Source organism: Actinomycetospora cinnamomea (assembly GCF_003096675.1).
GTDB lineage: Bacteria > Actinomycetota > Actinomycetes > Mycobacteriales > Pseudonocardiaceae > Actinomycetospora > Actinomycetospora cinnamomea.
Window position 1 is genome coordinate 1 of sequence record NZ_QEKW01000017.1, and the last position, 25,314, is coordinate 25,314.

The following is a 25,314-nucleotide window of genomic DNA, read 5'->3' on the forward strand; positions in this document are numbered from 1 at the left end:
CACAACCGCCACGCCACTCCGAAACGCCGCTTCGCCGCCAACTCCAAGATCCGCCGACCCGATTACCTACCCAACGTTGCCTGACGCGGCACTAGGGAGCCGAGGGGCACCGACCCATCCCCGAGCCCGGGGGTGGCTGGGTGGGTGGCGGTCCGACTCCGCCTCCCGTCGCCGTTCGGTGCGGCGATGCTCCGAACGGGTCACATCGGTCGGGGCATCGGCACGCGCGGTCGATACGGCTAACGGCGGTGGCGGTGCGGGCGATCTGTCCGGGTGATATCGGTTGATGGAGACGCCGCGGGGGGCGCACACATGGAGAACGAGCCGTTCGGCGAGTACGTCCTGCAGGAGCTGCTGGGCCGCGGGGGCATGGGCGAGGTGTTCCGCGCCTACGACACGAAGCGCAAGCGGACCGTCGCGCTCAAGCGTCTCCCCGCGGTGCTGGCCCGGGACGAGGCGTTCCGCAAGCGGTTCCGTACCGAGTCCGAGGTTGCGGCTCGTCTGACCGACCCGCACGTCCTCCCGATCCACAACTTCGGTGAGATCGACGGCCGCCTGTTCATCGACATGCGGCTGGTCAACGGCTCGGACCTGGCCGCGGTGCTGAGCCGTCGCGGAGCTCTCGAGCCGGCCGTGGCGGTCGACGTGCTCACCCAGGTCGCGGCCGCCCTCGACGCCGCGCACCGCGACGAGCTGGTCCACCGCGACGTGAAGCCGTCCAACGTGCTCCTCACCCTCGACGAGACCGAGGAGGAGATCGGCTTCGCGTACCTCACCGATTTCGGTGTGGCACAGGTGGGCGGGGCCGACACGTCGCTGAGCACCACCAACGCCGTGGCGGGCACGCTCGACTACATCGCTCCCGAGCGGTTCACCAGCCGCCGGGCGGGCCACCGCGCCGACGTCTACTCCCTGGGCTGCGTCCTCTACGAGATGCTCACCGGCGACCGGCCGTTCCCGGTACAGAGCCTGCCCGAGGCGATGCACGCGCACATCTACACCCCGCCGCCCAAGCCGTCGGAGGCCGTACCCACCGTCCCCGAGGGCCTGGACGCGGTCGTCGCCCGCGCTATGGCCAAGTCGCCCGACGACCGTTACCCGACGTGCGCCGAGATGGCCGCGGATGCCCGCGCCGCCCTTGCGGGACGGCAGATCGGGGACGGTGTCGGGCCGGCGGCGCTCCCGGAGGCCCTCGTGGAGACGGCGGACCCACCGGCGGTCGGCGCGCCGTCGACGCTGCCGCCCGCGGGCGAAGGGGGCGAGGACAGTCGGGCACCTGAGCAGGACGGCGCCCCGCGACCCGCGGCCGCCATCGAGTCCGTGCCCCCAGCGCAGCCGGAGCCATCGCCCGGCGTGCCGCCGGCCGAGCCGCCGACGCCGCCCGCACCACCGGTGGAGCCGGTCACGCCCGTGCCCTCCGGGCGTCCGCGGCGCCGGCCGCTCGCCACGGCGGCCGCGGCTCTCGGCGCGGCCGCGGCCATCACCGCCGCGGTGGTGGTCGTCGACTACGTGGCCTCCCCGGGGGAGAGTCGTGCCGACACGGTCGCGTCCGAGTCGGCGCCCACAGCGCCCACGGCGGCACCGGCCACCGCCCCGGCGGCGCCGGTCGCGGCACCGGTGGTGCCCGCCGTCGACGGGGTCTTCGCCGGCCGGTCCAGCGGCAACGAGATCACCGTCGCCGTCGCCACCCGCAACGGTCAGGTGGCCGCCTACATCTGCGACGGCGAGTCCGTCGAGGCGTGGTTGGACGGCGAGATCCAGAACCGGGAGGTCCGCCTGCGCAATGCCAAGGGCGCCACGCTGTCCGCAACGGTCACCGACTCCGCCGCCTTCGGGACCATGACGGTGCGCGGCCGCACGTTGCCCTTCTCCGCGCAGCTGGCGCCGGCGCCGGCCGGCCTCTACGAGGCGCGGTCGGGGGGCACCCGCACCGGCTGGATCGTGCTGGCCGACGGCTCGCAGGTCGGGTTGAGCCAGACCAACGGGGTTTCGACACCCGCGCCGGAGCTCGATCCCGCCACCGGGACGGCGCAGGGGCCGAACGGGCCGATCCGGGCGGTCGCGCTGACCGGTGCCGAGTGAAGCGGCCGCCCACGGCTGCTGAGCCCGCCGTGGGGGAGGCCCTGGCGCGCGTCGCCGGCGCCGACGGCAACAGCGCGGTGTTGACCGCGCGTCGTCACCTCACGGTCGGTCGCGACGCCACCTGCGACATCAGCTTCCCCGGGGAAGCACGGCTGTCCCGACGGGCCGTGCATCTCTCCTGGAACGGGTTCGGCGTCGTCATCGCCAACATCAGCCGCACCCACGGTCTGACGGTGACCGCCGCCGCCACGACGGCGCGCCTGCCGAGCCGGTCGGAAGCCGGACCCACCACCGGCTTCTTCCTCGCCAGCGGCACGGCGACCATCGCGGGTCCGTCGTGGCCCGGCTCGCCGTTCCTCGTGACCGTCGAGGTGGGGGCCGGTCAGCTCGCGCCCGGCAGCGCAGTGAACGTGGCCCTCTCCGCGACGCGCCAGCCGTTCCGGCTGCGGACCGACACCAAGGAGTTCCTCACCGCCCTGATGCTCTGCCGGCCCCGACTGGAGGATCCAGCCGGCAACGCGACACCGCCCGCTGCCCCGCAGCTCACGAGGCAGATTCTCGAGGTCACCAACAGCTGGCACCTGGTGCGCCAGTTCGACGTCGACGAGTCGGTGCGCAAGACGCTGACGGGGCGCGTCCACGAGCACCTCAAGGGGCTTCGCGCGAAGGTGCTGCGCCACGCGCTGGTCCCCGGCGGCACCCCTCTGCCGCCTCCCGCGCTCGTCGACGTCCTCATCGCGAGCGAGGCCGTCACGCCGCTCCATCTCGAACTACTCGAGGACGACGCGTGGCTGGAATGGCAGGAGTCCCAGTGGTGGGAGAGCTGAGAACGGCGGTGCTGCCACCCCCACGCTCGGGGATGGGGCACTGCTTCCGCCGTCCCTAGCGTCTCGCTCGGCCCGATCACACGGATCGGGAGATGCCGGGGAGGCAGTCATGTGGGGCATCAGCATCCCGATCAATCTCTTCACGGTCCTGGCCGTCCTGTTCGCTCCGCTCTTCTTCCTGCTGCTCGTCGCGAAGGCGCCGTGGGTGGGTCTGCTGTTCGTCGCGGTGGTCGTCGCCGTGATCGCCCGGCGGCGGGTGGTCCGTCGGCGACAGGCGGAGGCGGAGGAAGCGGCGCTCGACGCGGAGCGGCGGGCGTGGGCCAAGGCCCAGGCCGACGAGTTCGCGCGGCGGTGGGGCGAGCCCTGGCGCTGAGGTGGTCCCGTCCGCGAGGCGGGGGCCGGCGTCGTCACCGCCGACGACGTCGGCCATCCGCTCCGCGTGGTCCACGGTCACCGAGTGACCAACAGTCCTCCACGTGGGTGGACAGGCTGGTCTGGAGATCAGGGCCACGCTACGTTCCGTGTCGATCGCGACGGCTGGGGGAGAGGCGGTCCGATGGCGCCGGACGGGGACGCCGCCCGAGGTCCCGTGTACGACCTCGTGGCCGAGGTGCTGGTCGGGGTCGCGCCGGAGGAGGCCGCCGACCTTCCGCTCGTGTGGGAGGCGTGGCGGCGGAACCCCGTGCCGCCGTCCGCGCTCCACGACCGGGAGCGGCTCCTGGGCTCCGGGCTGGCCGGTGAACTCGTGACGTGGGCTCCGTTGGTCGTGTCGTTTCTCGGCACGCAGGTGGTCGGCGGCGCGATGGTCGACGCAGCGAAGGATGGCCTTCGCAGTCGGTCGCGGAACCGGATCCGGTCGTGGCGTGATCGGTGGCGGAGGCGTCGGGGCCGTGCGGAGGTCGAGGGCTCGGTTCCTCGGCTGACGCCGGCGGAGATCCGGGACCTGGCCGCGGAGGCCGAGCGCGCGGCCGTCGCCGTCGGCCGGACGCCGGAGGAGGCGCGGGTCCTCGGGGACCACCTCGCCGGGGTGCTCACGCGCCGAGCTGCGGCCTGAGCCATGGGCGCGGGTGAGCTGCCGACCTCGACCGCCCGGACGGCGCATGGCTCCGCCGCGAGGCCCTTCCTCCTCCCGCCGCCGTCGACCTCGCGCTTCACTCTCACCCAGTTGAGCCTCGCCGCGGCGGGCCTGTTCGCTGCCTCGTGGTTCCTGGTGCTGCGACCGGGCTCGACCCGCGTGACGACGTCGGGCGGTTCCTGTGCCGATGTCGGGTCTCCGGCTCCTACCGCATCGCCGATCGACGCGTTCCTCGCTTGCTCGTCGGACGCGCTCGCCGGAGAGGCCGCGCTCGTGCTCGTCGGTCCCGTCGCACTCGCGGTGCTGGCCTCGGTGGGCTGGTTCCTTGCCCCGCGTGTGCTCACCCGGTGGTGGCGCGATCTCGACCTCGAGCCCCCGGGGCCGCGACACGACGCTCTCGATCGCCTGGCCCGGGAGGAAGGGCTCGAGCACCTCCCGACGTGGTACCGGACGGTACGGACGGGAGCCTGGACCTACGGTCGGTGGCCGCGTCACCGCGTCGTGGTTGGCCTCGACGTCCTCACCGGGTTCCGCGGCGACAAGGACGAGCGGCGGTGGCGCGCGCTCATCTCGCACGAGGTCGCGCACCTGCGTAACCGCGACGTCGACCGTACCTACTGGACGTTGTGCGCCTTCTTCGCGTTCCTCCTGATCGTGGCCACGCCTCTTGTGGTGGACGCATTCGTCTCCAGCCGGGTGGGGCCCTCGCTGAGCTGGCGCGTCGTCGCGATCGTTCTCGTCGTGGTGCTGTCCGTCGCCGCTGTCCTCCGGACGCGCGAGCATGACGCCGATCTCCGGGCGGCGTCCTCGGACAGCGGCGGGATGCGGGAAGCCATCGCGTGGTCGCTGGCGAAGCGGGAGCCCTCGTCACGGCCGCGGTGGTTGCGGACCCATCCGCGGGACGCCGAGCGCCTGGCAGTCGTCGATGACCCGAGCCGCGCCCTGTGGATCTCTCCCGTGGAGTTCCTGGCGGCCGGGATCGCGGCCGGTGTGGTGCTCGTCGAACTGCCCGCGGTCCTGGAGGGTCTCCTCGAGGCCACCCCCGGAGGGGCGGTCACCGCCTACCTCGTAGCGGGCTGGCTGACGGGTCTGCCCCTCGTGGGCGTGGTCGGCCTGGCGAGCTGGCGCGCCGCCGTCGCCGCGGCCGACACGGGAACCCGAGCGCCGCGAGGGCTGGTGCCTGGCGTCGCGCTCGCCGCCGGTCTCCTGGCTGGGAGCCAGATCGCACCGCGGTCGTCCGCCGCCTGGGTGACCGTGTTCGCCACGTCCGGAGACCGGGCCTTCTCTCCCCGGCTGGGGAACGTGGCGGTGCCGACCGCACTGTGGCTGGTGGCGGTGCTGGTGCTCATCGGGCTCCTGTTCGTGACGTGGTCGGTCGCGATGGGGGAGGCGTTCACCACGTCCAGACGTCCGGTCGATGTGCGGGTGGCCAGGCATGTCTTGCTCGGCGCGACCGTGCTCTGCGTCCCGCTCGGTGGCTGGTTCCTCGCGCTGCGCCTGGCCGCGGCGGACGCCGTGGACCCCGCCACCCTGGCCGCGTCGTTCGTGGGGTATCACGCCCTCGAGGCTCTGCTGGTCGTGACCCTGGTGGCCGCGACCGCCCTGGCCTGGTGCACCTCCCGGTGGCTCGTGCTTCCCGGTGCCATCGTCGCCGGCGTGGCGCTCGCCGCCGTGGTCCTGCTGCCCGTTGCGGTACCGACTCGGGAGGACCCGAGAGCGGGCGGCGCGAACCTGGCGCTCCCGGCGTTCCCGCAGGCGGGCAATGCCTGCCTCTGGCTGATGCACGTGCGGCCCCTCGACGGCGACCCCGACTACCAGCGCCGGTTCGGTGCGGCCCTGAGCGCCACCGACGACGCCTTGATGCGCGAGATCGGGGCAGCGCTGGTTGCTTCCGCCGACGACCCCGACGGCGCGGCGGCGTTGTCCGCCCGTACCGCCCTCGTGCGCCGATGTGACGCGTTCAGCACCGGTCGGTGATCTCCCATGTCAGGAGCCGCGCGCATGACAACGACCGTCCGTCTCCTCTTGGGCCTCCTGTGCCTGTGCTGCGTCGGCACCGGATGCGCCGCCGCGGCCGACGTCACCCGGCAGCCAACGCTCGTCGGCGTGCTGCTCATCGCCAGCGACCTCCCGCCCGGGTTCGAGGAGGCCGATCCAGAGCCTCCTATGCCGCTGGAGTCCGATCGGCCCGAGTGCGCGAGCACGCTGGACCAGCTGGAGGTCGTCCCCGCCGACGAGCCCGGGGTCGCTGAGGAACGGATCCTGTTCCGCAACGTCACGAAGACAGTCGTCCAGCATGTCGTGCGGCAGTACCCGGACAGCGTCCGAGCTGCCGCGGAAGTCACGCGCGCCCGCACCGTGCTCGCCGATTGCGTCAGTTTCGAGGTGCACTTCCCAGGAGATGGGCTGAGCCTCACCGAGACCGTGCGCCCGATCTCCGCCCCAGCAACGGCCAACCCCGCGTGGGCCGCCGAGGTGACCGTCACCGGCCAGGGAGCGACGCTCACGAACACCCTCGTGCTGATCCAGCAGGGACCGCTCCTCTCGGTGGTGTCCGTCTTCACTCCGTTCGGGCCCGAGCCGGAACTCGTCGCTCGGGCCGTCAGCACCGTGGATCAGCGCATGGCCTCCTGACCGCTCGCTCGTGAGCACTGGTCATCCGCTCAGCCGGGCTCGCCGGCAGGACCGGCAAGGGTCGTCGGAGAGACCGCCGTATGTTCACTTCCTCGCGCGTCGTCGACGCCGACGCCGCGGCAATCGCTGACTGCGGCGCACCGACGCGACGACCAGGCTGGTCATCGCGACCAGTTCAGACGGCGCTCCGTGGAAACCATGACGCGACTACGCCGCGGTTCACCCGTGCGGACCATCACATTCCGGCGGCCGGCAACGACACTCTCACCGAGCGTGGCGAGTGGGCTCCGCGCGCTCCTCGAGGGAGAGCCCGGTGAGCCGGTGACCATGCCGGTCGACGGGGGGACGAGTGAACGGATACTTCCCGGGCGCGTGCGCGCGATGCGATGCGCCGCTCCCTCCGCACGCGGCTTTCTGCGGCCGGTGCGGTACCACGGTGGACGCGCCGACCGCCGGCATGTCGTCCACCAACGGCCATCACGCCGGTCCCTCTCCGGGACGAGTGCCTCCGCATCAGCGACCGCCGTCCTCCGGTCCGTTCGTCGCGCGGCCCAGCGGGGACGCGCCCGGTGGGACGACCCGCTTCATCGGGGCGGCGGTCCACCTGGACCACACACTGGCCGAGGGCCTCATCGAGGAGTTCCTCGTCGAGCCCTGTCGCTCGATCCCGAGGACGCCGGGTGTCGACGCCGCCTCGGTGCTGGGCGACGCCGCAGCGTCGCACCGCCGGCGTCAGGTCCGCGACGCGACACTGATGGTGCTGGCGGTCGTCGTCATGGTGGCGCTTCCCTGGATGGCCACGGCGTGGTTGGTGCTCGGCGTGCTCGGCGCCGTCATCGTGAGGGCACGCTCGGGGGAGCCGCTGAGCCGTGGCCGCGTTGTCGGTCTCACCGTGCTGCTCGTCGCTGCCGGGGGACTCGCGGTGCTGGTGCAGATCGCGCTGGCCACGGTGAACGCCATGGCCTCGTTGGGGTCGTCGGGCTCCTTCGGCTCCTCCGGCTACGCCTCCCCCGCGGTCAACGCCGAAGTATCACCGTGGGGCGTCGTCGGCGCGCTCGCTCTCCTCGCTATCCCGGTCATCATCGCAACGGACGAGGTCCTAGTTCTCTCCCTCATCCGGCGGCACTTCTCCCGGTCCCGCTTCACGCCGGAGCCGGATGAGGGCCCCGGTTTCGTCGCCTCCCTGCGTCGCATCGGACGCGCACGATTCCACCGCATGCTCGAGCGCACCCGCGACGCCGAGCGTATCGACGACATGAGCATGGCCGACGTCGTGGTGTTCCGTGGTGACGACCCATTCGTGGGCGCGGGAGTACGGTACAAGGTCAATTCCCACGTCATCCCCCTCGAGAAGAAGGACGACGAGCCCGGGCCGCCGCGAATCTCCCCTCGCGATCTCCACCTCGCTGTGACCGCCGCCGTCAACGACCTCCGACGCGTTTCGTCTCTCGGTCTGCACGGCCGGCTCAACACCATGCTCCACCGCGAGCAGTGTCTCGTCGCTGCCTATGAGCTCCTCACCCATCATCGAGAAGCGGAGGCGGGCGTCTACCTCCCGCACGGCCCCCACGGAGCACCGGCCGCGACACTGCCCCTCGCGGTGGCGCGCCGTGGGATCGACGATCCCCGCGAGTGGGCCCGCTACTACCAGTGCTATCGGGTGGAGGGCTGGGAGCGTGACCTCACGCTGTCGTGCTTCTTCACCCTGGGAACCGATGGGCGCCTTCTCTACCTCGAGTGGGTCACTTATGTGTTGGCACCACTGGATCGTAACTACCGGATCGTTGACGACCGCCGTGCGCTGCAGCAACGGGCCCTTCGCACCGCTCTCGTCGACATCATCACCTTCCCCGTCTCGATCCCGAGGCGCCTCCGGCGCGTCTTCCGGACGTTCGCGCCCGTCGCGGCGGCCGCCGACGCGCAGGCGCCGGAGGCACTGGGAGCTGCGATCAGCGTCCGAGAGATGGCGGCCGGGCCGCTCGAGGACTACTTCCGGTCGGCCGACGTCCTGCGTTATTCGAAACTGTTCGACCGCGCGATTCTCGAGGCCATCCGTCGCTACCTCGACGAGAACGGGCTGAAGATCGCCGACATCGATCAGATCGTTCAATCGATCACCATTGGCAACGTCAACAACTCTGTGCTCGCGGTCGGCGAGCACAACTCCGCCACGGGCCAGGCGCCCAATCCTGCGTCGGCGGCCGCACAGTCGAAGGGGACGTGATGGGCGACCGTTACGACATCGGGAACGTGGACAACAGCGTTGTCGCCGTAGGGCGCAACGCACGGGCCACCCACGTGGCCGCCACACCGGCCGAGCCGCACTGGGAGCAGCTGCGCCGCGAGGTCGGTCTACTCCTGAAGGGGCTCACCTCCACCGCCTCCGACGAGGGCGTGGACGCCGCTTCCCGCATCGAGTACGCGAGGGCGGCGGTACGCGCTGAAGATCTTCAAAGCGAGATCAAGTCGCCGGACCCGGACCGCCAGACGGTCAAGGCGACCTGGCAGAAGCTCTCGACCTCGCTCGTCGCGCTCGGCTTGACGGGAGCCGCGTTCGGGGCCGACGTCGCCCAGATCGCGTCATCACTCGGAGCCCTCCCATGAGGGAGCAATTCTGCACCGCTTGCGGGCAGACGCTGCAGGCCGAGGACCGTTTCTGCACACGGTGCGGTCGGGCCCGTGCGGACACCCCAGATCCGGACGCCACCCGAAGCCGGGGGCATCCGAGCGGACCGCACCGTTGGTTCGTGTCCGCGCTTGTCGCGACGGTCGCCCTGGTCGCTGCGGCGGTCATCGGCGCCTCGCTCGCGTCTGGAGGTTCCCCGGGGGCGCCGCTGACTCCGCCGACCTCCGGGGGACCACCGCCATCTCCAGTGGCAACGAGTAGCGCCGCGCCGGAGCCGACAGCGGGCTCATCGGTCGGAGAGACGCTCGACCAGATCGTCGCCCGCGACGCCGCCACCGTCTCGTCGCTGACCGGCTCATGGGTCCCGCAGGTGTCGTCCAAGCGGGTCGGGCTCGAGGCCGACGGGGTCGTCTACGACCAGGAGGCGATCCTTGTGGACCACCTGCAGCTCCGAAGCCGCTACCCGGACGCCGTGCTGCTGAGGTCCGACCGCTTCGCGACGTTCAGCTCCAGCGGATTCTTTGTCACCGTCGTGGCGGCGTCCTTCACCACACCGACCGCGGCGAACGCCTGGTGCGACCGTGCCGGACTACCCGCCGACGGGTGCTTCGCGAAACGTCTTGCCACCTCGACCGGGGGCGGACCGAGCACGGTCCCACGCTGAGTTCTACAAAGGAGCGCAACGGCCCAGAGGTCCTCGACGGTGCCGGGACCACCCACTCCAGCGCGGCTCCCAGCCGTACGCGTTGGAGGCCGGGCGCCCCCGCGGCCTGCGGCGGACAGCCCGCCGTCGTGAGCCCGAGCAGGTGGCCGGCCGGGGCGATCACAGGGGCGGTGCGACGTCGAGGATGTTCTCCACGGTGAACTCGCGCTCGTCGTCGCGCAGGTGGCACCAGGCCACGAGCCACCGGTGCATGACCTGTTCCGGGGTGACGACGCGGTGGGAGATCGTGCCGTTGCGGTCGGAGTAGGTGATGCGGACGTCGCGGCGGTGGTCCAGGGCGTCGGCGAGCAGGTCGAGCTCGTCGCGGTCGAGGCGGGGGTTGAGCGAGCCGAGCACGGCGGCGGTGGGGGAGGCGGGGAGCTGGTGCCCGACCCCGGCGGCGATCAGGCGGGTGGCGAGGGCCTCGGGGGTCACGACGTCGCGGGCGACGGGGCGGGGGTCGGGTTCGGCGAGGCGGGTCTCGCGGCGCTCGACGACGAGCGCGCCGGTGTCGTCCTCGCGGACCGGGAAGTAGCCGGCGGTGCGCAGGGCGCGCAGGACGGTGTCGGGGTCGGCGGGAGAGGTCAGCACGGTGGGGGCGAGCCGGGCCAGACCGAGCGGGCGCAGGGTGCGGGTGCGCAGGACCTCCTCGGACAGCGCCTCGTCGAGCACGAGGCAGGCCCCGGCAGGGCGGACGCGGACGTGGCCGTGGCGGCGGGCGACGTCGCCGACGAGGTACTCCAGCGGCTGGGGCAGGGGGCGCTCGGAGAGCCCGCGCAGGGCGGCGAGCAGCTCGTCGGCGGTCCACCCGGCGTCGAGGGCGGCGCGGATGCTGCCGGGGGAGAAGCGGTGCAACGACGCGGCGCCCCGGGACTCGGGCACCGCGGCGTCGGCGAGCAGGCCGCGCACCGCCGCCCTGGGGCGTCCGGAGACCAGCGCGGTCAGGTCGGACTGCAGGATGACCTCGCAGGGCGCGTCGAGCAGGTGCTCGCCCGCCGCGGCGGCGACGTCGCCCCCGGCGACCAGGGCGTGGCCCAGGGGGCTGAGCGCGTCGCCGACGACGATGCCGAGCAGCTCGGCCTCGCGGTGGGTGGCGGACACGGCGGCGGCGAGGCCGTCGTGGTCGGACCCGCTGTCGAACCCGTGCCACGGGCAGAACCACGCGATCTCGCCTCCGCCGCGCGCACCGAGCGGTCACCGGTCGCGGCCAGCAGGGCCCGGCGCACGTCGCCGGCCCCGCTGACCAGCGGGAGGGGTGGCGCGACCTCCTTGCCGTCGGCCTCGCGGGCGCCGGGCGCGTGGTCCAGCCACAGCCACGTCCGCGCGAGCCGTGACCAGCGGGGCGCCGCGTCGTCGTCGCGCCACGCGACGGACGCGGCGGTGGGCGCGTACCCGGCGTCGGTGAGGCCGAGGAGGCCGGCGTGGGCGGCGAGGTCGATCACCAGGCACGCGGTGTGGTCGTCGTCCAGGTCGAGGCGCTTGACCAGGCGGGCGCGCTCCCGCTTGCCGACACCACCGCTCTTCAACGCGGTGACCGGGGTGCCGGCGGCCTCGTCCAGCACCGTGGTGACGAGGTCGAGCAGGCTCCGGGCCGCCGCCCCGGCGCCATCGGCGGCACGGTCGGCGCCGTCGGTCGGGGGCGGCAGGTCGGGGACACCGCGCAGGGAAGCCTCCGTGGCCCACGACGCCAGCGCGATCTCCCGCGGGATCCGCGCCACGTGGCCCTCGAGCACGAGCATGCCCGCGTCGAGGAGACGCTGGTCGTCCGCGCTCGGGCGGCCGTCACCGATGTCGCGGCGGCAGATCTCGGAGAGGCGGCGGCGGGTGCGCGGCGGCAGTGCGGCGAGGCGGGCCCGCAGGAAGCCCGGCTCGCGCCACGCGTCGTGGAGCGCCTGGACCACCTCGGGCTTGCGGCTCGCCAGGGGGAGTCCGTGCGCGGCGGCGACCCGGCGCAGCTCGTCGGCGAGGACGTGGCGGGACATCCGGGCGATCGGCTCGTCGCCGCCGACCTCGGCGAGCCAGTGCTCGGCCAGCGGGTCGGGCAGGCGGAGCGTGTCGTCGTCCGGCCACGCGAGGCCCGCGTCGACCAGCAAGGCCACCGGGCGCCGGACGAGCTCGGGATCGGCGTCGAGCAGTGTGGCGACCGCGTCCGTCGTCGCCCGGTCGCCCAGCACGGCGACGGCCCGGCCGACCTCGTGGGTGTCCCGGTCGAGACGGCGCAGCGCCGCGGCGAGCGAGGCGCGCCCGCCGAGGCGGTCGGCGAGGCGGCCCAGGTCGCGCGGCGCCGGCTCGGCGCACGCGTCCGGGCGACGGCGCAGCAGGGCGGCCAGGGTCGACTCGTCGAGGGTCGCGAGGTGGTCGGCGAATCCGGTGCCCACGACTCGCCAGTGTGACCGTCACGGGATGGACGGCGACACGCGGTCCGGGCCGGGGGGCGTGAGCCCGTCGTCAAGCGGAGCTGACGGCAGATCGTCAGGCGCCGGTGGCCCCACGAGCGGCCCATCGCTGCCATGGTCGGAGGGGCGGCGCGACGGGGAAGAGGAGCCGTTCGGGAGCGGACGCTGGGGAGCGGTCCGCTCGGCCCTCCTCCCCGTCGGCGCCGCCACACAGCGAGCCGCCGCACCTCCCTCAGTCCGCGGCGGGAGGAATGCGGAAGGCGCACCGAGGACCCGACGCCCGAGCCAGGCGGTGGTCCAGGGTCGCCAACGGGACGGCGAGGCCCTCGGCCAGCGCGACGTCGGCGGCGTCGTACACGGTGACGGAACCGCGCAACGCCCACGTCCGTGCAGCGAGCGGTTCGTAGCCCACCAGCTCCACGTCCAGGTCGAGCAGGTCCGCGTGGGCGAGCCGCGCGATGTCGTCGCTGACCGCGCCACGCCGCGAGGCGCGCCGCAGGATGTTCCCGACCTCGAAGGGCATGAGGTGCGGCGCGGCCGGTGCCTGGCTGCTCAGGAGGCGCTCGGCCCACCGACCGGACGGGCCGTCATCGACCAGGGCGGCGACCACCACGGAGGCGTCGACGACGACGGTCACGGACGGTCGGCATCGCGATCGGCGAGGATGTCGTCCTCGCCGAGCCGGGAGCCCGTCGCCTCCTTCGAGCCCTGACCCGGGCCCACAACGCGTCCGGAGAGGGCCGGCGGGCCATCTCGATGAGCTCCCGGCGGAGGTGCTCCTGCAGGGAACGTCCCGTGCGAGCGGCGCGCGCAGCCAGCTCGTCACGGACCTCCTCCGGCACGTCCCGCACGGTGATCGAGGTACTCACGCATGCATCGTGCATGCACGGGCGGCGAACTGTCGCCGAAGGTGCGGCCACAAGGCTGTGGCCGTTACGCGACCGTCGCCGTGAAGTCCCTGTGAAGTCCGCCTGACGGCAATCGTCAGGCCGGGGCGGTGACGTCCGGCGGGGCTCGCCGCAATAGTCGGAGGGGGCCGCGCCTCGGCGCGGGGCCCGGCCCGAGGAGACGAGCGGCGACGCGGAGGGAGTCGGGTGGGATCGGTGTTCGACCCGGAGGCCGGACGCTTCGTGCGGGCGCCGGAACCGCCCGCCCGGCGGTCCAACCCCGCCATCCCGCAGCGACCGGACCGGGAGACCACGCGCCCCGTCGGGCCACCGGCGCCGTCGACGGCCGCACCGCCACCGACCGGGGAGCCGCCCGGACCGGAGCCGCCGGGCGTCCCTCCGCCGTCGGAGCCCGGGGACGAGCGTCGACACGAGCCCGACCACGAGCGTCGCCCCGGCGCCACCTCCCGGCCGCGGCGCTGGGCGATCGGCCTGCTGGTGGCGGGCGCCTTCGTCGGCGGCGTGGCCGTCGGTGTGCTGGGCGGCGCCGCGACCGTCGGTGGGCCGGCGCCCGACCCGGCGAGCGCGCCGCCGCTGCCCGTGTACCAGCCCGGCGTCCACGTCGTCGGGGACGAGCCGGACGAGATGTCCGCCGGTCGCTACGTCACCTCCGGCCCGCCCGGCGACGCCTCCTGCGCCACCGTGCGGATCTCCGGCTTCGACGGGCGGCCGCAGGACGTCATCGCCGAGCGGGAGGTCGACGGGCCCGCGACCCTGCGGGTCGTCCGCGCCGACGCCGGCGTCGTCCTCGAGGGCCCGTGCACCTGGACGATGGGTTAGCTCGGACCGCCTCACCCGCCGGCCATGGCACCGATGACGTGGAGCGGTTCGCGGCCGGTGGCCACCTCGGCGGGTAGGGGTTCGTCGGGGGCGAGGTGGGAGAGGTCCTCGCGGCGGGCGAAGAAGCGGACGAACGGGCGGCGGCGATGGGTGTCGTGATCGCGCACCGCGCCGCGCAGGACCGGGTGGCGGGCCTCGAGGGCGTCGAGGACGGTCGCGAGGGTGACCGGCTCGGCCGGGTCGAGGCGAACTTCGCCGTCGATGCGGGCCAGCCGGCGCAGGTGCTGGGGCAGGGTGACGCGGACGGTGCCGGTGGGCGGTGTCATCGAAGCGTCTGCACCTCCACCGACAGCACCGCCGGCAGATCGCGGACGATCGCGTCCCAGTGGTCCCCGCCGTCGGGGGAGACGTAGACCTGGCCGCCGGTGGTGCCGATGTAGACGCCGCAGTCGTCGAGGGTGTCGAGCGCCATCGCGTCGCGCAGCACGTTGACGTAGCAGTGCTGCTGGGGCAGGCCCTCGGTCAGCGGTTCCCACTCCTCGCCGCCGACGCGGCTGCGGTAGACGCGCAGCTTCCCGTCCGGGGGGAAGTGCTCGGAGTCGCTGGTGATCGGGACGACGTAGAGCGTCTCGGGCTCGTGGGCGTGCACGCCGATCGGGAAGCCGAAGTCGGTGGGCAGGTCGCCGGAGATCTCGCGCCAGGTGCCGCCGGCGTCGTCGGAGCGGCAGACGTCCCAGTGCTTCTGCATGAAGATCGTGTCGGGTCGCGAGGGGTGGCGGGCGAGGCGGTGCACGCAGTGGCCGACCTCGGCGGTGGCGTCGGGCAGCACGCCCCCGGAGTCGAGGCCGCGGTTGGCCGGTGCCCACGTGGCGCCCGCGTCGTCGGTGCGGAACACCCCGGCCGCCGACACCGCGACGTGGATGCGGTCGGGGTCGGTGGGGTGCAGCAGCACCGTGTGGAGGCACATTCCGCCGGCGCCGGGCTGCCAGTGCTTCCCGTCGCCCTGGGTGCGCAGCGCGGGCAGCTCGGTCCACGTCGCCCCGCCGTCGGTGGAGCGGAACAGCGCGGCGTCCTCGACACCGGCGTAGACGAGGTCGGGGTCGACCGGAGAGGGTTCGAGGTGCCAGACGCGGGCGAACTCCCACGGGTGCGGGGTGCCGTCGTACCACTGGTGGGTGCCGGGGTCGCCCGCATAGGCGAAGTGGTTGCCCACCGGGTCCCACGTCCGCCCGCCGTCGTCGGAGCGCTGGATCTGCTGGCCGAACCAGCCGCCGGACTGCGAGGCCCACAGCCGGTCCGGCTCGGCGGGCGACCCGGCCATGTGGAAGATCTCCCAGCCGCCGAAGAACGGCCCGTCGACCGTCCAGTCCCGCCGCGTCCCGTCGGCGGTCATGACGAACCCGCCCTTGCGTGTCCCCACCAGCACGCGCACGCCGCTCATCTGCGGACCTCCCCCGGGTCGGAGGCTGGAGAGCCTAGCGGTATCGAGGAGCAACCGGAAAGGTGCCTTGCAGGATGAGCAGGTGCCGACTCTGAACCGTGCTGGTGCCGTCACCGTCCGTCCTGCGCGTCAGCGCGGGGCGGTGTGGGGGCGGTCGGCGTCGCGAGGAGTCGCGTCAGGCCTGGTTACGGAGGGCGGCGAGGAAGGCGCGGAGGTCTTCCGGACCCGTGCGCGCGATGGCGTGGACACGTCGCAGGTCGAGGCGTCCGTCGCCGTGCACGAGGAGGTTGCGGAAGGCCGCGGCACGCGCCAGACGCGTCCCGAGGGCAGCGTCGATGACACCGGCGTTGGCGAGCAGACGGAACGCGTCGCCATAGGTGGGTGGACTCGCGAGGCCGAGCCGGACGCACGTCGCGGTCGCCAGGTCGATGACGACCTGGATGGCTTGCCAGACGTGCAGGACGACGGTGTCGGTGGGGAGGACATCGGGCGCAGCTCGTCAGGGTCGTCCGGGAGATGGGCCGCGACCCGGTCGAGGTGGGCGAGGACGGTGGCGGTGCGTTCGGCGAGGAGCTCGCCGTCGACGGCGCGGCTCACCCCAGGGACGCAAGGACGTCGGCCTGGGCGGCGCGGATCACCGGGCCGGCGTCGCACCAGTACCGCACCGCCTCGAGGCGGAAGTCGAGGAAGGCTCCGTCCCGCCTCTCGAGCAGTAGCAGACCGTCGCGGGCGGCGCGGAAGCGCAGCAGCGCACTGGCTGTCGCGAGGTCGACGAGGTCCACCGCGTCGGTGCCGAGCAGGCCGGTCACCACGGCGACGAGGGCGGCCGCGTCGGGTGGGGGAGCGTCGGGCTCGTCGTCGGCGAGGTAGGCGAGGTCCCAGTCCGAGTCGGGCCCGGCGTCGCCGCGGGCTCGAGAGCCGTGGAGGACCAGGACCCCGATCCCCGCCGTGGCCGGATGGCCGGCGAGGGCCGCGGCGAGCTCGGCGGGCTCCATGCTCGGCACCGTAGCGCGTCCGGATCGGTGTGGCCGTCGAGGCGTCGGAGGGCCCTCGCGCTTGGCGTATCTCGCATCTGGTTGACCTTGGATGGGCCGCGGGAGACGGTGGCGTGATCGCCCGTCGTGCTGGCGGGGCCGCGGATGCGACGCCCTGTGCGGGGGTCGCGGGGGATACGGACATGAGCGCACGCACCCTGGAACGACCGGACGCGACGCTGACCTACTGGGTCGAGGGGCCACAGCATGCACAGCACGCGCCGACGGTGCTCCTGCTGCACGGCGCGACCCTGGACCACCATGCGTGGCAGCCGCAGGTCCGTGACCTCCGAGAACGCTACCGGGTGGTCACCACGGACCTGCGCCACCACGGGGAGTCGACAGCGTCCGGCACGTTCCGATTCCACGACGCCGTCGACGATGTGCTGGCGCTGCTCGACGTGTTGCGACCCGGCTCGCTGGCCCTGGTCGGGCTGAGTCTGGGCGGCAACATCGCCCAGGAGGTCGTGCGCCGCGTACCGGACCGGGTCGACGCCCTCGTCGTCGCCGACGCGACCAGCAACAGTGCCGCACGCCTCCCGGCCCAGCGGATCGCGGCCCTCGCCGCGGTGCGTCCGTTGGCCTGGTACCCCCGCTGGCTGTTCCTGCGCGCCGCCGAGCGCGTCACCGCCAGGGAGCCCGAGGCCCGGCACTACGTCCGGGAGACCACCGCGGCGATGCCCCAGTCGACGGCGGTCGGAGTGCTGACGTCGCTGCTCTCGGACGCGCTGTCCGTCGAGCCGGAGTACCGGCTGCCGGTGCCGACCCTGATCGTCCACGGTGCCGACGACCGCGTCGGCGACATCGCCGTGGGCGCGCGGCGCTGGGTCCGGCGTGACCCGCGCACCGAGCTCGTGGTGATCCCCTCGGCGTCGCACCTGAGCAACCTGGACGCCCCGCAGGCCTTCACCGACGCGCTGCACGACTTCCTCGATCGCGTCCTTCCCCCCGAGGTCGACCGGATCGACGAGGCCGCCGGGCCGCTGCGGCGCCTCCACCGGTCCGCGCGAGCCTGGTGGGCGGCTCGCCGCCGCGCGCTCGCCGGCGTGGTGCGCCGGTGGCGGCGTTCGGCCCGCGCGGGCCGGGCGGGCAGGCACTCGTGATGCGCTAGCATCAGGTGCGTGCGCACCACCGTGAGTATCGACGACGACGTGCTCCTGGCCGTCAAGGAGCGGGCTGCGCGCGAGAAGCGCTCCGTCGGTGAAGTGCTCTCCGAGCTCGCGCGCGAGGCACTGACCGGGCGAGGGCGCGCCCGCGGGACGGGCGACCAGGAGCAGTACGGCTTCCGCCCGCTGCCCCACCGCGGTCCTGCGGTGTCGAACGCCTTCGTCGACCAACTCCGCGACGAGGAGTGGGAGTGAGGGCGCTCCTGGACGTCAATGTCCTGCTCGCCCTCTTCGACGCAGATCACACGGAGCACCGTCGTGCATGGGATTGGCTCGGCGCCGAGATCACATCCGGGTGGGCTTCGTGCGCGATCACGCAGAACGGCTTCGTCCGCGTGATCACTCAGCCCCGCTACCCGAGCCCCATCTCTCCGTCGGAGGCGGTGGCCCTCCTCGGTCGAGCCGCTGCGGAGCCCCACCACGTGTACTGGTCGTGTGAGGTCAGCCTCCTCGACCCGCAGTCCATCGACGCCAGACGGTTGCACGGGCCTCGGCAGGTGACCGACGCTTACTTGCTGGCGCTCGCCTCGGCGCACGACGGCCGGTTCGTCACGTTCGACCGCGCGCTGGTCCGCGAGGCGGTCCCGGGCGCCACCGAGGACAACCTCGTCGTTCTCTGACACACCCGCAGTGGTGCGTGAGCGTTCGACTCGTGATCGCCGGCCGTCGTCAGGTCCGAGCAGCACTCAGTTGCTGGTCGAGCCAGGCGAACATGCGTTCGTGGGTGAGTTGGCGGGCCAGGGGCTGGCAGTGCTCGTTGGCGCCCTCGGCGGCCAGGAACGTCACGCGGTGGGAGCCGGGGACGAGGTTCGCGAGCTTCTCGGACTGGCCGGGCCAGAACTGCTCGTCCTCCGGGTCGGTGATCATCAGGGGGGTGCGGATCGCCCCGGCGAGCTCGTCGGTGAGGCGGTAGCGGCGGGCTTCGGTGAAGGTGTCGAACCAGTCGCCCTGCTGGTAGGGGCGGGCGCGGAAGCGCAGGGTGCGGGCGACCGAGGGGATGAGCATCGGCAGGCGCATGTTGCGGTCGAACTTGTCGCGCTGTCCCTGCTCGAGCATCGTGACCATGTTCTTGGGCAGCTTCTCGGTCCACGCGGTGGACACGTCGACCACGCCGGGGTCGGCGACGGCGGCGACGAAGCGGTGCTCGAAGGCCAGGGCGCGGGGCAGCCAGTAGCCGGCCTGGCTGATGCCGTAGGCGGTCAGGCGGTCGGCGTCCACGTCGTCGCGGCCGACGAGGGCGTCGACCACCGGGGTGAGGACGGCCTCCCAGTCGTGGCGGAAGCCGACGCCGCGCTCGAAGAGCATCGACTGCTGGCCGGGCCCGTCGTAGACGAAGGCGTTCCATCCCCGCTCGAGGGCCGCGGCCGCCCCGCTGCCCCACAGCGAGGTGAGCGCGCCGTCGCTGCCGTTGGTCATCACCAGCGTCGGGCGTGGCGTCCCTGTGGCGTCGGGCCGTAACAGCCAGCCGGGCAGCGTGGTGTCCTCGTAGGGCACCGCCACCGGCTCGTGCCGCCCGCCCGAGCAGTCGACGAAGCGTTCCCAGCTCGCGCGGTGGGCGCGAAACGTGCTGGTGAGGCGCTCGGAGTCCTGCTCGCCGGTGAGGCCGTCGAGGGCCAGGGCCCAGTAGCTCGCCGCGCGCAGGAACGCCGCGGCGGCGCCGCGCTCGTCGCCCTGCTCGGCGCGGTGCTCGGCGGTGCCCTGGAGCTGGTCGGCGCGGGCGGACCACTCCGTGGTCCAGGTGTCGGCACCCTTGATCCGCGCGATCGTGGCGAGCACCTCGCCGGCGTCGGTGGCCCCCGAGGCGCACTGGCCCAGGGCGATGCGCACGGCGAAGTCCCACCCCTCGTCGGCGAAGAACCCTGCCGAGAACACCGTGTTCGACCGACCCCGGGTCACGGTCCACCTCCTCTGTTCGTGCCACATCCTGGCCGAGCAGCTGCCCTGCGAGCCAGGGCGGCCACGCCAGGTCAGCCGAGCCGGCCGCGCCGCCACGCGTACGCACCGGCGCCGGTCAGGCCGAGCGCAGCCATCCCGGCGAGCGCCGTGCCGATGTGCCCGCCCCCGCCCGAGCCGTCGCCGGCGTCGACGCCACCGACGGGGTAGGCGGACACCTCGGTGTCGTCGTCCGCGTCGACGGTGTCGTGCTCGACGACGGTCTCGTGCTCGACGACGGTGTCGTGCGGGATGACCGTGTCGTGCTCGACGACCTGGGTGTTCTGCTGCACGACCGCGACCTCGGTGACGGCGTTCGCCGTGCCGTGGTGGCCGTGGTGCTGGCCGTCGTGGTGCTGGCCGTCGTGGTGGCGGTCGTGCTCGTGGTCGCGGTCATGGCCGTGGTGGCGGTCGTGGTGGCCGCCGTTGTGGTGCACGGGCTGCGGGGCGGGGGGCGGCGCGGGCTGGGGGCGCTCGCAGGTGATCGCGTCGACCGCGGCGCGGGCGTCACGGACCTCGGCCTGCTCGGTGTCGAGCGCCGACCGGGCCTGGGCGAGCTCCGCCCGCGCGGTGGCGACCGCGTCCTCGGCGTCCTCGAGCGTCGCGATCGCCTGGTTGGCCCCCTGCACCGCCTGGTTGGCCTCCGACAGCGCCGCGCTCGCGGCCTTCTTCTCCGCCACCGCCTCCGCAGTGGCCTCACGGGCCGCCGCCAGGTCGGCCTGGGCCTCCTGGATCGCCGCCTGCCGCGCCGCGCGCTCCTCGGCCGTCCCCTTTGGCAGCTCGGTCGCCTCCCGCACCGCCTGCTGCGCCACCGACTGCGCGTCACGGGCCTCCTGCTCCTCGGCCTGCGCCGCCTCCAGGTCGGCCCGCGCCTGCGTCACCTCGGCCTCGAGTCCGGCCAGGGCGCGCCGCGCCTCGCGGGCCGGGCCCTGGGCCGCGTCCCGGGCGGCGATCGCCTCGGACAGCGTCGTCCGGGCGTCCGCCAGAGCGGCCTGGGCCGGGGCGAGGTCGGCGCGCTGCCCGTCGAGGGCCTCCACCGCCTGGGCGCGGCGCTGCTGGCACTCGGTGAAGGTCTCGGCCGACGCGGTGCCACCGAACAGGGGCAGCACGGCAGCGGCGAGGGTCATCCCGCCCAGCGCGGCGGCGGTGGGGCGACGGTGCTTGCTCATCTGAGGTGCTCCCCGACTCTGGATTGGTGATCGCGTGTTCTGCAACCACGCCATCGGGCCGGCACCACGGCTCGTTATCGGTGGATCACGCAGTGTCACTCGTTCGAGTGGCGGCACGCGTCCTGCGGTCGGTCGTCGCGCGTTGACATCCCGTCGGCGCGAGGGGTACGAGCAGCCTCGGCTCACGAGATCGCGAGGGGGAGGACGCATGTCACGAGCGGGTGCCGTCGCCGAGGGGATCGCCCGCTGGTTCCCGCTGATCGTGCTCGTCGCCGGCGCCGTGGCGCTGGCGGTTCCGGGCGCGTTCAGCGGCTGGACCGTGGCGGTGCCGTGGCTGCTGGCGCTGATCATGCTGGGGATGGGGATGACCCTGCGCCCGGTCGACTTCGCCTACGTCGCGACGCGGCCGGTGGCGTTCGTGATCGGCGTGGTGGCCCAGTTCGTGATCATGCCACTGCTCGGGTGGCTGATCACCATGGCGCTGCCGTTGAGTCCCGAGATCGCGGTGGGCGTGATCCTCGTGGCGTGCGCGCCCGGGGGCACCGCGTCCAACGTCATGGTCTACCTGGCGCGGGGGGACGTGGCGCTGTCGGTGGCGATGACCAGCGTGTCCACGCTCCTCGCTCCGCTGCTGACCCCGCTGCTCGTGCTCTGGCTGGCGGGCAGCTACCTGCCGGTGGCGCCGGGCGCGTTGTTCCTGTCGATCGTGCAGGTCGTGCTCGTTCCTGTGGTGCTCGGGTTCCTGCTGCGCCGGTTCGTGCCCCGCGCCGTCGAACGGGCGCTGCCGGTGCTGCCGTTGGTCTCGGTGCTCGGGATCACCGCGGTCGTGATGGCCGTCGTCGCGGGCAGTGCGGAGGAGCTGCTCACCGCCGGCCTGGTGATCGTGCTCGCGGTGATCGTCCACAACGTCTTCGGGCTGGTGCTGGGGTACGGCGCGGCCCGGCTGGTCGGCCTCGACGAGTCCGCGCGCCGGGCGATCTCGATCGAGGTCGGCATGCAGAACTCGGGACTGTCGGCCAGCCTCGCCACCACCCACTTCACCGCGGCGGCTGCCCTGCCGGCGGCGGTGTTCTCGGTGTGGCACAACATCTCCGGCTCCCTCGTCGCCGGTTTCTGGGCGCGCCGCCCCGTGGCCCGGACCGGTGACCGGGCCGCCCGGCGGTCGAGGGGTCCGGTGTCGTGAGGTTCAGCGCTCCGACGTCATGACCGGGGGAGGAGGCTCGCCAGGTCGGCCCATTCCTGCTCGGGCATCGCGGAGGCGTCCATGGGCAGGACCTGGAGACAGACGTGGTCCGCGCCCGCGTCGTGGTGCTCGCGGACGCGTTCGGCGACGCGGTCCACGCTCCCGGCCACGACCATCGCGTCCACTAGACGGTCGCTGCCGCCGCCGGCGACGTCGTCGTCGGTGAAGCCGAGCCGCTTCCAGTTGTTCACGTAGTTCGGCCAGCCGAGGTAAATCTCGAGGTGCTTGCGCCCGATGCGCCGCGCCTCCTCGACGTCGTCGGTGAGCGTGACCGCCTGCTCGACGCAGAGGGCGGGCGACGACCCGAGGCGGCTCCGCGCCGTGCGGGTGTGCTCGGGCGTGACCAGATAGGTCAGCGCGCCGGCCGCACGCTCGGCGGCCAGGTCGAGCATGCGGGGACCGAGCGCGGCGAGGACGCGGGGAGCCTCCGCGCCGGCGATCGCGCCCTGCACCGGGGCGGCGTCGATGCCGTCGAGGACCTCTCGCATCCTCGCCAGCGGCCGCCGGTACTCGTGGCCGCGCATGCCCACCAGGGGAGCGTGGCTCGCGCCCAGACCGAGCACGAAGCGTCCCGAGTGGGCCTCGGCCAGCGTGTTCCGGGCCGCGGCGAGCGCCATCGGGTCGCGCCCCCAGACGTTGGCGATCCCGGTCGCGACGATCATCCGCTCCGTGGCGTCGAGCAGCAGCGCCGCCTGGGTCAGCGCCTCCCGCCCGAGCGCCTCGATGAACCACAGCGCCGGCCAGCCCTGGCCTTCCAGGGCCGAGACCGCCGACCGGACCTGGGCGAACTGCTGCCCGTCGAACTGACCCGTCCACAACCCCAGCGGTCCGAGGGCCGCCGCGAGCTCCCTGCCGTCCTCGGCCATGGCCCCTCCTCCTCGAGGTCGCGTCACCTCGACGGCCACGCGGGGCCACCCACGATGAGCCCGGAGAGCGAGGCGTGTCCATCAACCGAACGTCGTCGGTGGTGGTCGTCAGAACGGAGGCGGGTCGTCGGGATCGGTGGAAGCGGCTGACGCGGCGGGCGCCGTCGGGCGGGGACGCTTCGCCGCGGCTCGGGCCGCGACCTTGGTGAGCCAGTCGGGGTCGATGGGTTCGTCGTCGGGCCAGCGGTCGTCGGGCAGGGGTCGGGGGCGGGGCGCGGGGCGTGGTGATGGGAGGGGTTCGGTGATGCGGCGGGGCTCGACGATGTGGGTGATGTCGGCGCGGGTGCGGATGAGGTCGATGCGGGAGGGCTTCCGTCGCGAGCGCGAACTGCGCGTGCCCGCCGAGGACACCGGCGAGCGGCGCTATCCCTGCGCGGCGGGGTCGGCGGACCGCACGCGGTGGACGCCGATGTCCGGGCCGGCGGTGACGAGGTCGTAGCGCACGGCCGCGACCGGGTCGTCGAGGTTGATCGGGCAGAGGGAGACGTCGAGGCGGTAGCGCTCGGCGTCGATGCGCTCGAGCGTCAGGCCGGCGAAGCCGTCGCGGTGGTCGGGGTGGCCGCGCAGGGCGATGGTCCGCTCCGCGGGCAGCCACGAGCCCGGTAACGGCCCGGCGGGCGGCGGCCCGGACTCGTTGCGGTACTTGATCCTCTCCCAGGTGTTGTACCCGTAGACCAGCGAGAACGGCGACGCGACGACCTGAACGAGGGCGTGCGAGGTCGAGTGCGCGACGTGGCTGCGGTGGATGTCCCCGCCGAGCAGGACCGTCGGCCGGCCCGCCCGGGCCTCGACGAGCCGGTTCCAGAACGCCGTGTACTGGGCGACGTAGTGGCGGATGCCGAAGTCGGAGAACCCGGGCAGGCTCGGCCGCCACCGCGCCGGGGCCTGCAGGGCGGGCTCGGGCATGGCCAGGACGAAGAGGTCGGCGCCGGCCGCCCGTTCGAGCAGGTGGTCCAGGCACTCGTCGTCGACGAACCGCGACCAGCGGGCATGCGACCGCGAGCGCGTGCGCCGCGTCCTGGTGTCCAGCAGGGACACGCACACCGGGCCCAGGTCGACGATCTGCAGCGGCGGGGTCAGCGGCTGGTGGACCACCCCGGGGGTGCCGTCGCGGGGTGGGCGCGTCGGGTCGCGGCGGGGGTCGTCGGAGAACTCGCCGCGGGTGATGGGGCCGCCCTCGCGCTCGCGGACGCTGCGGGTCTGGAAGGAACCGAAGAGGTCGAACGCGCCTCGGCTCCACCGGCCCCACTCGTCGGGGTGCACCGGGAGGTGGTTGCGCTCGTCGGCGCCGGCGGGGACGTCCCCCGGGTGTTCCGGCACCTCGACGGTCGGCTCGGCCACGAGCTCGCGGGCCGCGGCGAGGCCGCGGGCCAGGCCGCCGAAGAGGCCCCGCGCCTGGTTGAGGAACGAGTGCTTCGCGGTGACCGACGCGTGGGGCCAGTTGTTCCAGAATTCGTGGTCGTCGGGGAGGAAGAAGGTGGGGCCGTCCGTGAGGACCGGCCCGAGGCCCCGGCCCGGGCCGTCGGCGCGGTGCCGGGGCGTCTGCATGCCCCAGCTCGCCCAGTACTCGAGCAGCGTGGAGCTCCGGGGGACCGCCCGGGCCTGCAGCATGTAGCTCCACCACGGGGTGTCGGCGTAGACCTGGTCGCCGAGCAGGAGGGTCAGGTCGGGGCGCCCGCCGAGGCGCGCCGGCACGTGCGCCGCGTACGCCGCCGGCAACCGCGCGTGGTCGTCGGTGTAGGAGTCGTAGCAGGAGCCGACGACCACGCGCAGGCTCGCGCCCACCTCGAGCCGTCGCGGCGCGAGCCGGACCTGGCAACGCGCCTCGCCGACGTGCGGATTGTGCTCGCGGTCGACGACGTCGACCACCTCCGCGACCGCGGTGTGGTCCTCGCCGCGGCGCAGCGCGGTCGTCGGGATCGGCACGTGCCGGTGGAACAGGCGGCTGCCGGGCTCCCAGCGCGTCACGACCCGCTCGTCGTCGATCACGAACCAGGTCAGGTCGTGGTGCGCGGCGTGGACCGCGACGCCGTCGCCGTCGAGGAGCCGCACCCGCACCCGCAGCGTGTCGGTCTCCTGGCGGTGGAGGAACGCGGCGACCCACAGGTGCACGGCGCCGGCGCCCTCGTCCTTCTGGACGACCATCAGACCCGGCGCCATGTCGTACCCCGAGGGCCCGGCGTACCGGCTCCCCCGCCGCCCGAGGCGGAACAACCACCGGTAGGCGGGCCGCAGCGACGTCTCGACGGGCTCGAGGGCGCGCTCGGCGGCTCGCCCGACGGTCTCGCGTGCGGTCACCGGGCTCTCCTCCGCGAAGCAGTGGCCGCGTCCGC

At 73.6% G+C, this 25,314-nt stretch carries 25 protein-coding genes and 2 pseudogenes; 15 read left to right on the forward strand and 12 right to left on the reverse strand.

Annotated elements, in window-relative coordinates:
- Positions 1-312: 312 nt before the first annotated feature.
- From C8D89_RS23365 to C8D89_RS23405, 10 genes and pseudogenes are all read left to right on the forward strand, one after another.
- The gene (locus C8D89_RS23365) at positions 313-2,082 is read left to right on the forward strand and encodes a serine/threonine-protein kinase (protein WP_116710545.1); all 1,770 of its coding nucleotides are present in this window, start codon (positions 313-315) and stop codon (positions 2,080-2,082) included.
- Between the two features lie 29 nt (positions 2,083-2,111).
- Positions 2,112-2,909: an FHA domain-containing protein gene (locus C8D89_RS23370; RefSeq protein WP_116710546.1), complete on the forward strand. Its 798-nt coding sequence runs from the start codon at positions 2,112-2,114 to the stop codon at positions 2,907-2,909.
- Positions 2,910-3,018: 109 nt separating this feature from the next.
- Positions 3,019-3,282: a hypothetical protein gene (locus tag C8D89_RS23375; protein WP_116710547.1), complete on the forward strand. Its 264-nt coding sequence runs from the start codon at positions 3,019-3,021 to the stop codon at positions 3,280-3,282.
- Positions 3,283-3,465: 183 nt separating this feature from the next.
- On the forward strand, positions 3,466-3,963 hold the full coding sequence (locus C8D89_RS23380) for a hypothetical protein (protein WP_116710548.1): 498 nt from the start codon (positions 3,466-3,468) through the stop codon (positions 3,961-3,963).
- A 111-nt stretch (positions 3,964-4,074) separates the two neighbouring features.
- A complete protein-coding gene (locus C8D89_RS23385) occupies positions 4,075-5,961 on the forward strand; it encodes a M48 family metalloprotease (RefSeq protein WP_165825898.1) in 1,887 nt (628 codons plus the stop codon).
- A gap of 24 nt (positions 5,962-5,985) precedes the next feature.
- A complete protein-coding gene (locus tag C8D89_RS23390; RefSeq protein ID WP_116710550.1) occupies positions 5,986-6,618 on the forward strand; it encodes a hypothetical protein in 633 nt (210 codons plus the stop codon).
- Positions 6,619-7,054: 436 nt separating this feature from the next.
- Positions 7,055-8,842, forward strand: a complete 1,788-nt coding sequence (locus C8D89_RS23395; RefSeq protein ID WP_133252032.1) for a hypothetical protein — start codon at positions 7,055-7,057, stop codon at positions 8,840-8,842.
- Positions 8,842-9,222, forward strand: a complete 381-nt coding sequence (locus C8D89_RS23400; protein WP_133252033.1) for a hypothetical protein — start codon at positions 8,842-8,844, stop codon at positions 9,220-9,222. The genes C8D89_RS23395 and C8D89_RS23400 overlap by 1 nt, the downstream gene beginning before the upstream one ends.
- Positions 9,219-9,290: pseudogene (locus tag C8D89_RS31310) on the forward strand (zinc-ribbon domain-containing protein); the annotation flags it as partial. The gene C8D89_RS23400 and the pseudogene C8D89_RS31310, both read left to right, overlap by 4 nt.
- A gap of 201 nt (positions 9,291-9,491) precedes the next feature.
- Complete coding sequence (locus C8D89_RS23405) at positions 9,492-9,908, forward strand: hypothetical protein (protein ID WP_116710553.1); 417 nt, start codon at positions 9,492-9,494, stop codon at positions 9,906-9,908.
- A gap of 159 nt (positions 9,909-10,067) precedes the next feature.
- On the opposite strand, the gene C8D89_RS23410 is transcribed toward C8D89_RS23405, so the two are convergent.
- From C8D89_RS23410 to C8D89_RS31205, 4 genes are all read right to left on the reverse strand, one after another.
- Positions 10,068-10,856: a helicase-associated domain-containing protein gene (locus C8D89_RS23410; RefSeq protein ID WP_243418331.1), complete on the reverse strand. Its 789-nt coding sequence runs from the start codon at positions 10,854-10,856 to the stop codon at positions 10,068-10,070.
- A gap of 32 nt (positions 10,857-10,888) precedes the next feature.
- A complete protein-coding gene (locus C8D89_RS30490) occupies positions 10,889-12,325 on the reverse strand; it encodes a hypothetical protein (RefSeq protein WP_243418328.1) in 1,437 nt (478 codons plus the stop codon).
- Positions 12,326-12,575: 250 nt separating this feature from the next.
- The gene (locus tag C8D89_RS23415) at positions 12,576-12,980 is read right to left on the reverse strand and encodes a type II toxin-antitoxin system VapC family toxin (protein WP_116710555.1); all 405 of its coding nucleotides are present in this window, start codon (positions 12,978-12,980) and stop codon (positions 12,576-12,578) included.
- Positions 12,931-13,227 carry a FitA-like ribbon-helix-helix domain-containing protein gene (locus C8D89_RS31205; protein WP_423717252.1) on the reverse strand — a complete coding sequence of 99 codons (297 nt, stop codon included), beginning with the start codon at positions 13,225-13,227 and terminating at the stop codon, positions 12,931-12,933. The genes C8D89_RS23415 and C8D89_RS31205 overlap by 50 nt, the downstream gene beginning before the upstream one ends.
- A gap of 210 nt (positions 13,228-13,437) precedes the next feature.
- On the opposite strand from C8D89_RS31205, the gene C8D89_RS23425 reads away from it, so the two are divergent.
- Positions 13,438-14,070, forward strand: a complete 633-nt coding sequence (locus tag C8D89_RS23425; RefSeq protein ID WP_116710556.1) for an Rv1352/Rv1906c domain-containing protein — start codon at positions 13,438-13,440, stop codon at positions 14,068-14,070.
- An 11-nt stretch (positions 14,071-14,081) separates the two neighbouring features.
- On the opposite strand, the gene C8D89_RS23430 is transcribed toward C8D89_RS23425, so the two are convergent.
- The 4 genes and pseudogenes from C8D89_RS23430 to mntA form a co-directional block, all read right to left on the reverse strand.
- Complete coding sequence (locus C8D89_RS23430) at positions 14,082-14,396, reverse strand: MoaD/ThiS family protein (protein ID WP_116710557.1); 315 nt, start codon at positions 14,394-14,396, stop codon at positions 14,082-14,084.
- Complete coding sequence (locus tag C8D89_RS23435; RefSeq protein WP_116710558.1) at positions 14,393-15,511, reverse strand: WD40/YVTN/BNR-like repeat-containing protein; 1,119 nt, start codon at positions 15,509-15,511, stop codon at positions 14,393-14,395. Before C8D89_RS23435 ends, C8D89_RS23430 begins: the two co-directional genes overlap by 4 nt.
- Positions 15,512-15,686: 175 nt before the next feature.
- Positions 15,687-15,980, reverse strand: a pseudogene (gene hepT / locus C8D89_RS31210) (type VII toxin-antitoxin system HepT family RNase toxin); the annotation flags it as partial.
- Between the two features lie 124 nt (positions 15,981-16,104).
- Entirely contained in the window at positions 16,105-16,506 is a 402-nt protein-coding gene (mntA, locus tag C8D89_RS23445; RefSeq protein ID WP_116710560.1) for a type VII toxin-antitoxin system MntA family adenylyltransferase antitoxin, read from the reverse strand.
- A 182-nt stretch (positions 16,507-16,688) separates the two neighbouring features.
- On the opposite strand from mntA, the gene C8D89_RS23450 reads away from it, so the two are divergent.
- The 3 genes from C8D89_RS23450 to C8D89_RS23460 are packed head-to-tail and all read left to right on the forward strand — an operon-like array spanning position 16,689 to position 18,331.
- On the forward strand, positions 16,689-17,648 hold the full coding sequence (locus tag C8D89_RS23450; RefSeq protein WP_116710561.1) for an alpha/beta fold hydrolase: 960 nt from the start codon (positions 16,689-16,691) through the stop codon (positions 17,646-17,648).
- Positions 17,649-17,666: 18 nt separating this feature from the next.
- Positions 17,667-17,906 carry a ribbon-helix-helix domain-containing protein gene (locus C8D89_RS23455; protein ID WP_116710562.1) on the forward strand — a complete coding sequence of 80 codons (240 nt, stop codon included), beginning with the start codon at positions 17,667-17,669 and terminating at the stop codon, positions 17,904-17,906.
- A complete protein-coding gene (locus tag C8D89_RS23460) occupies positions 17,903-18,331 on the forward strand; it encodes a TA system VapC family ribonuclease toxin (protein ID WP_116710563.1) in 429 nt (142 codons plus the stop codon). Before C8D89_RS23455 ends, C8D89_RS23460 begins: the two co-directional genes overlap by 4 nt.
- A gap of 49 nt (positions 18,332-18,380) precedes the next feature.
- Here the strand turns inward: C8D89_RS23460 and C8D89_RS23465 are convergent, their stop codons facing one another.
- Entirely contained in the window at positions 18,381-19,607 is a 1,227-nt protein-coding gene (locus C8D89_RS23465) for an alpha/beta hydrolase family protein (protein ID WP_207787384.1), read from the reverse strand.
- 71 nt (positions 19,608-19,678) lie between these two features.
- On the reverse strand, positions 19,679-20,812 hold the full coding sequence (locus tag C8D89_RS23470) for a hypothetical protein (RefSeq protein WP_133252034.1): 1,134 nt from the start codon (positions 20,810-20,812) through the stop codon (positions 19,679-19,681).
- Between the two features lie 208 nt (positions 20,813-21,020).
- On the opposite strand from C8D89_RS23470, the gene C8D89_RS23480 reads away from it, so the two are divergent.
- Complete coding sequence (locus C8D89_RS23480) at positions 21,021-21,995, forward strand: bile acid:sodium symporter family protein (protein WP_116710567.1); 975 nt, start codon at positions 21,021-21,023, stop codon at positions 21,993-21,995.
- A gap of 17 nt (positions 21,996-22,012) precedes the next feature.
- On the opposite strand, the gene C8D89_RS23485 is transcribed toward C8D89_RS23480, so the two are convergent.
- Together C8D89_RS23485 and C8D89_RS23495 are read right to left on the reverse strand one after the other, a co-directional pair.
- Positions 22,013-22,921 carry an LLM class F420-dependent oxidoreductase gene (locus tag C8D89_RS23485; RefSeq protein ID WP_116710568.1) on the reverse strand — a complete coding sequence of 303 codons (909 nt, stop codon included), beginning with the start codon at positions 22,919-22,921 and terminating at the stop codon, positions 22,013-22,015.
- A 423-nt stretch (positions 22,922-23,344) separates the two neighbouring features.
- Positions 23,345-25,279: a metallophosphoesterase family protein gene (locus C8D89_RS23495; protein ID WP_116710570.1), complete on the reverse strand. Its 1,935-nt coding sequence runs from the start codon at positions 25,277-25,279 to the stop codon at positions 23,345-23,347.
- Positions 25,280-25,314 lie beyond the last annotated feature (35 nt).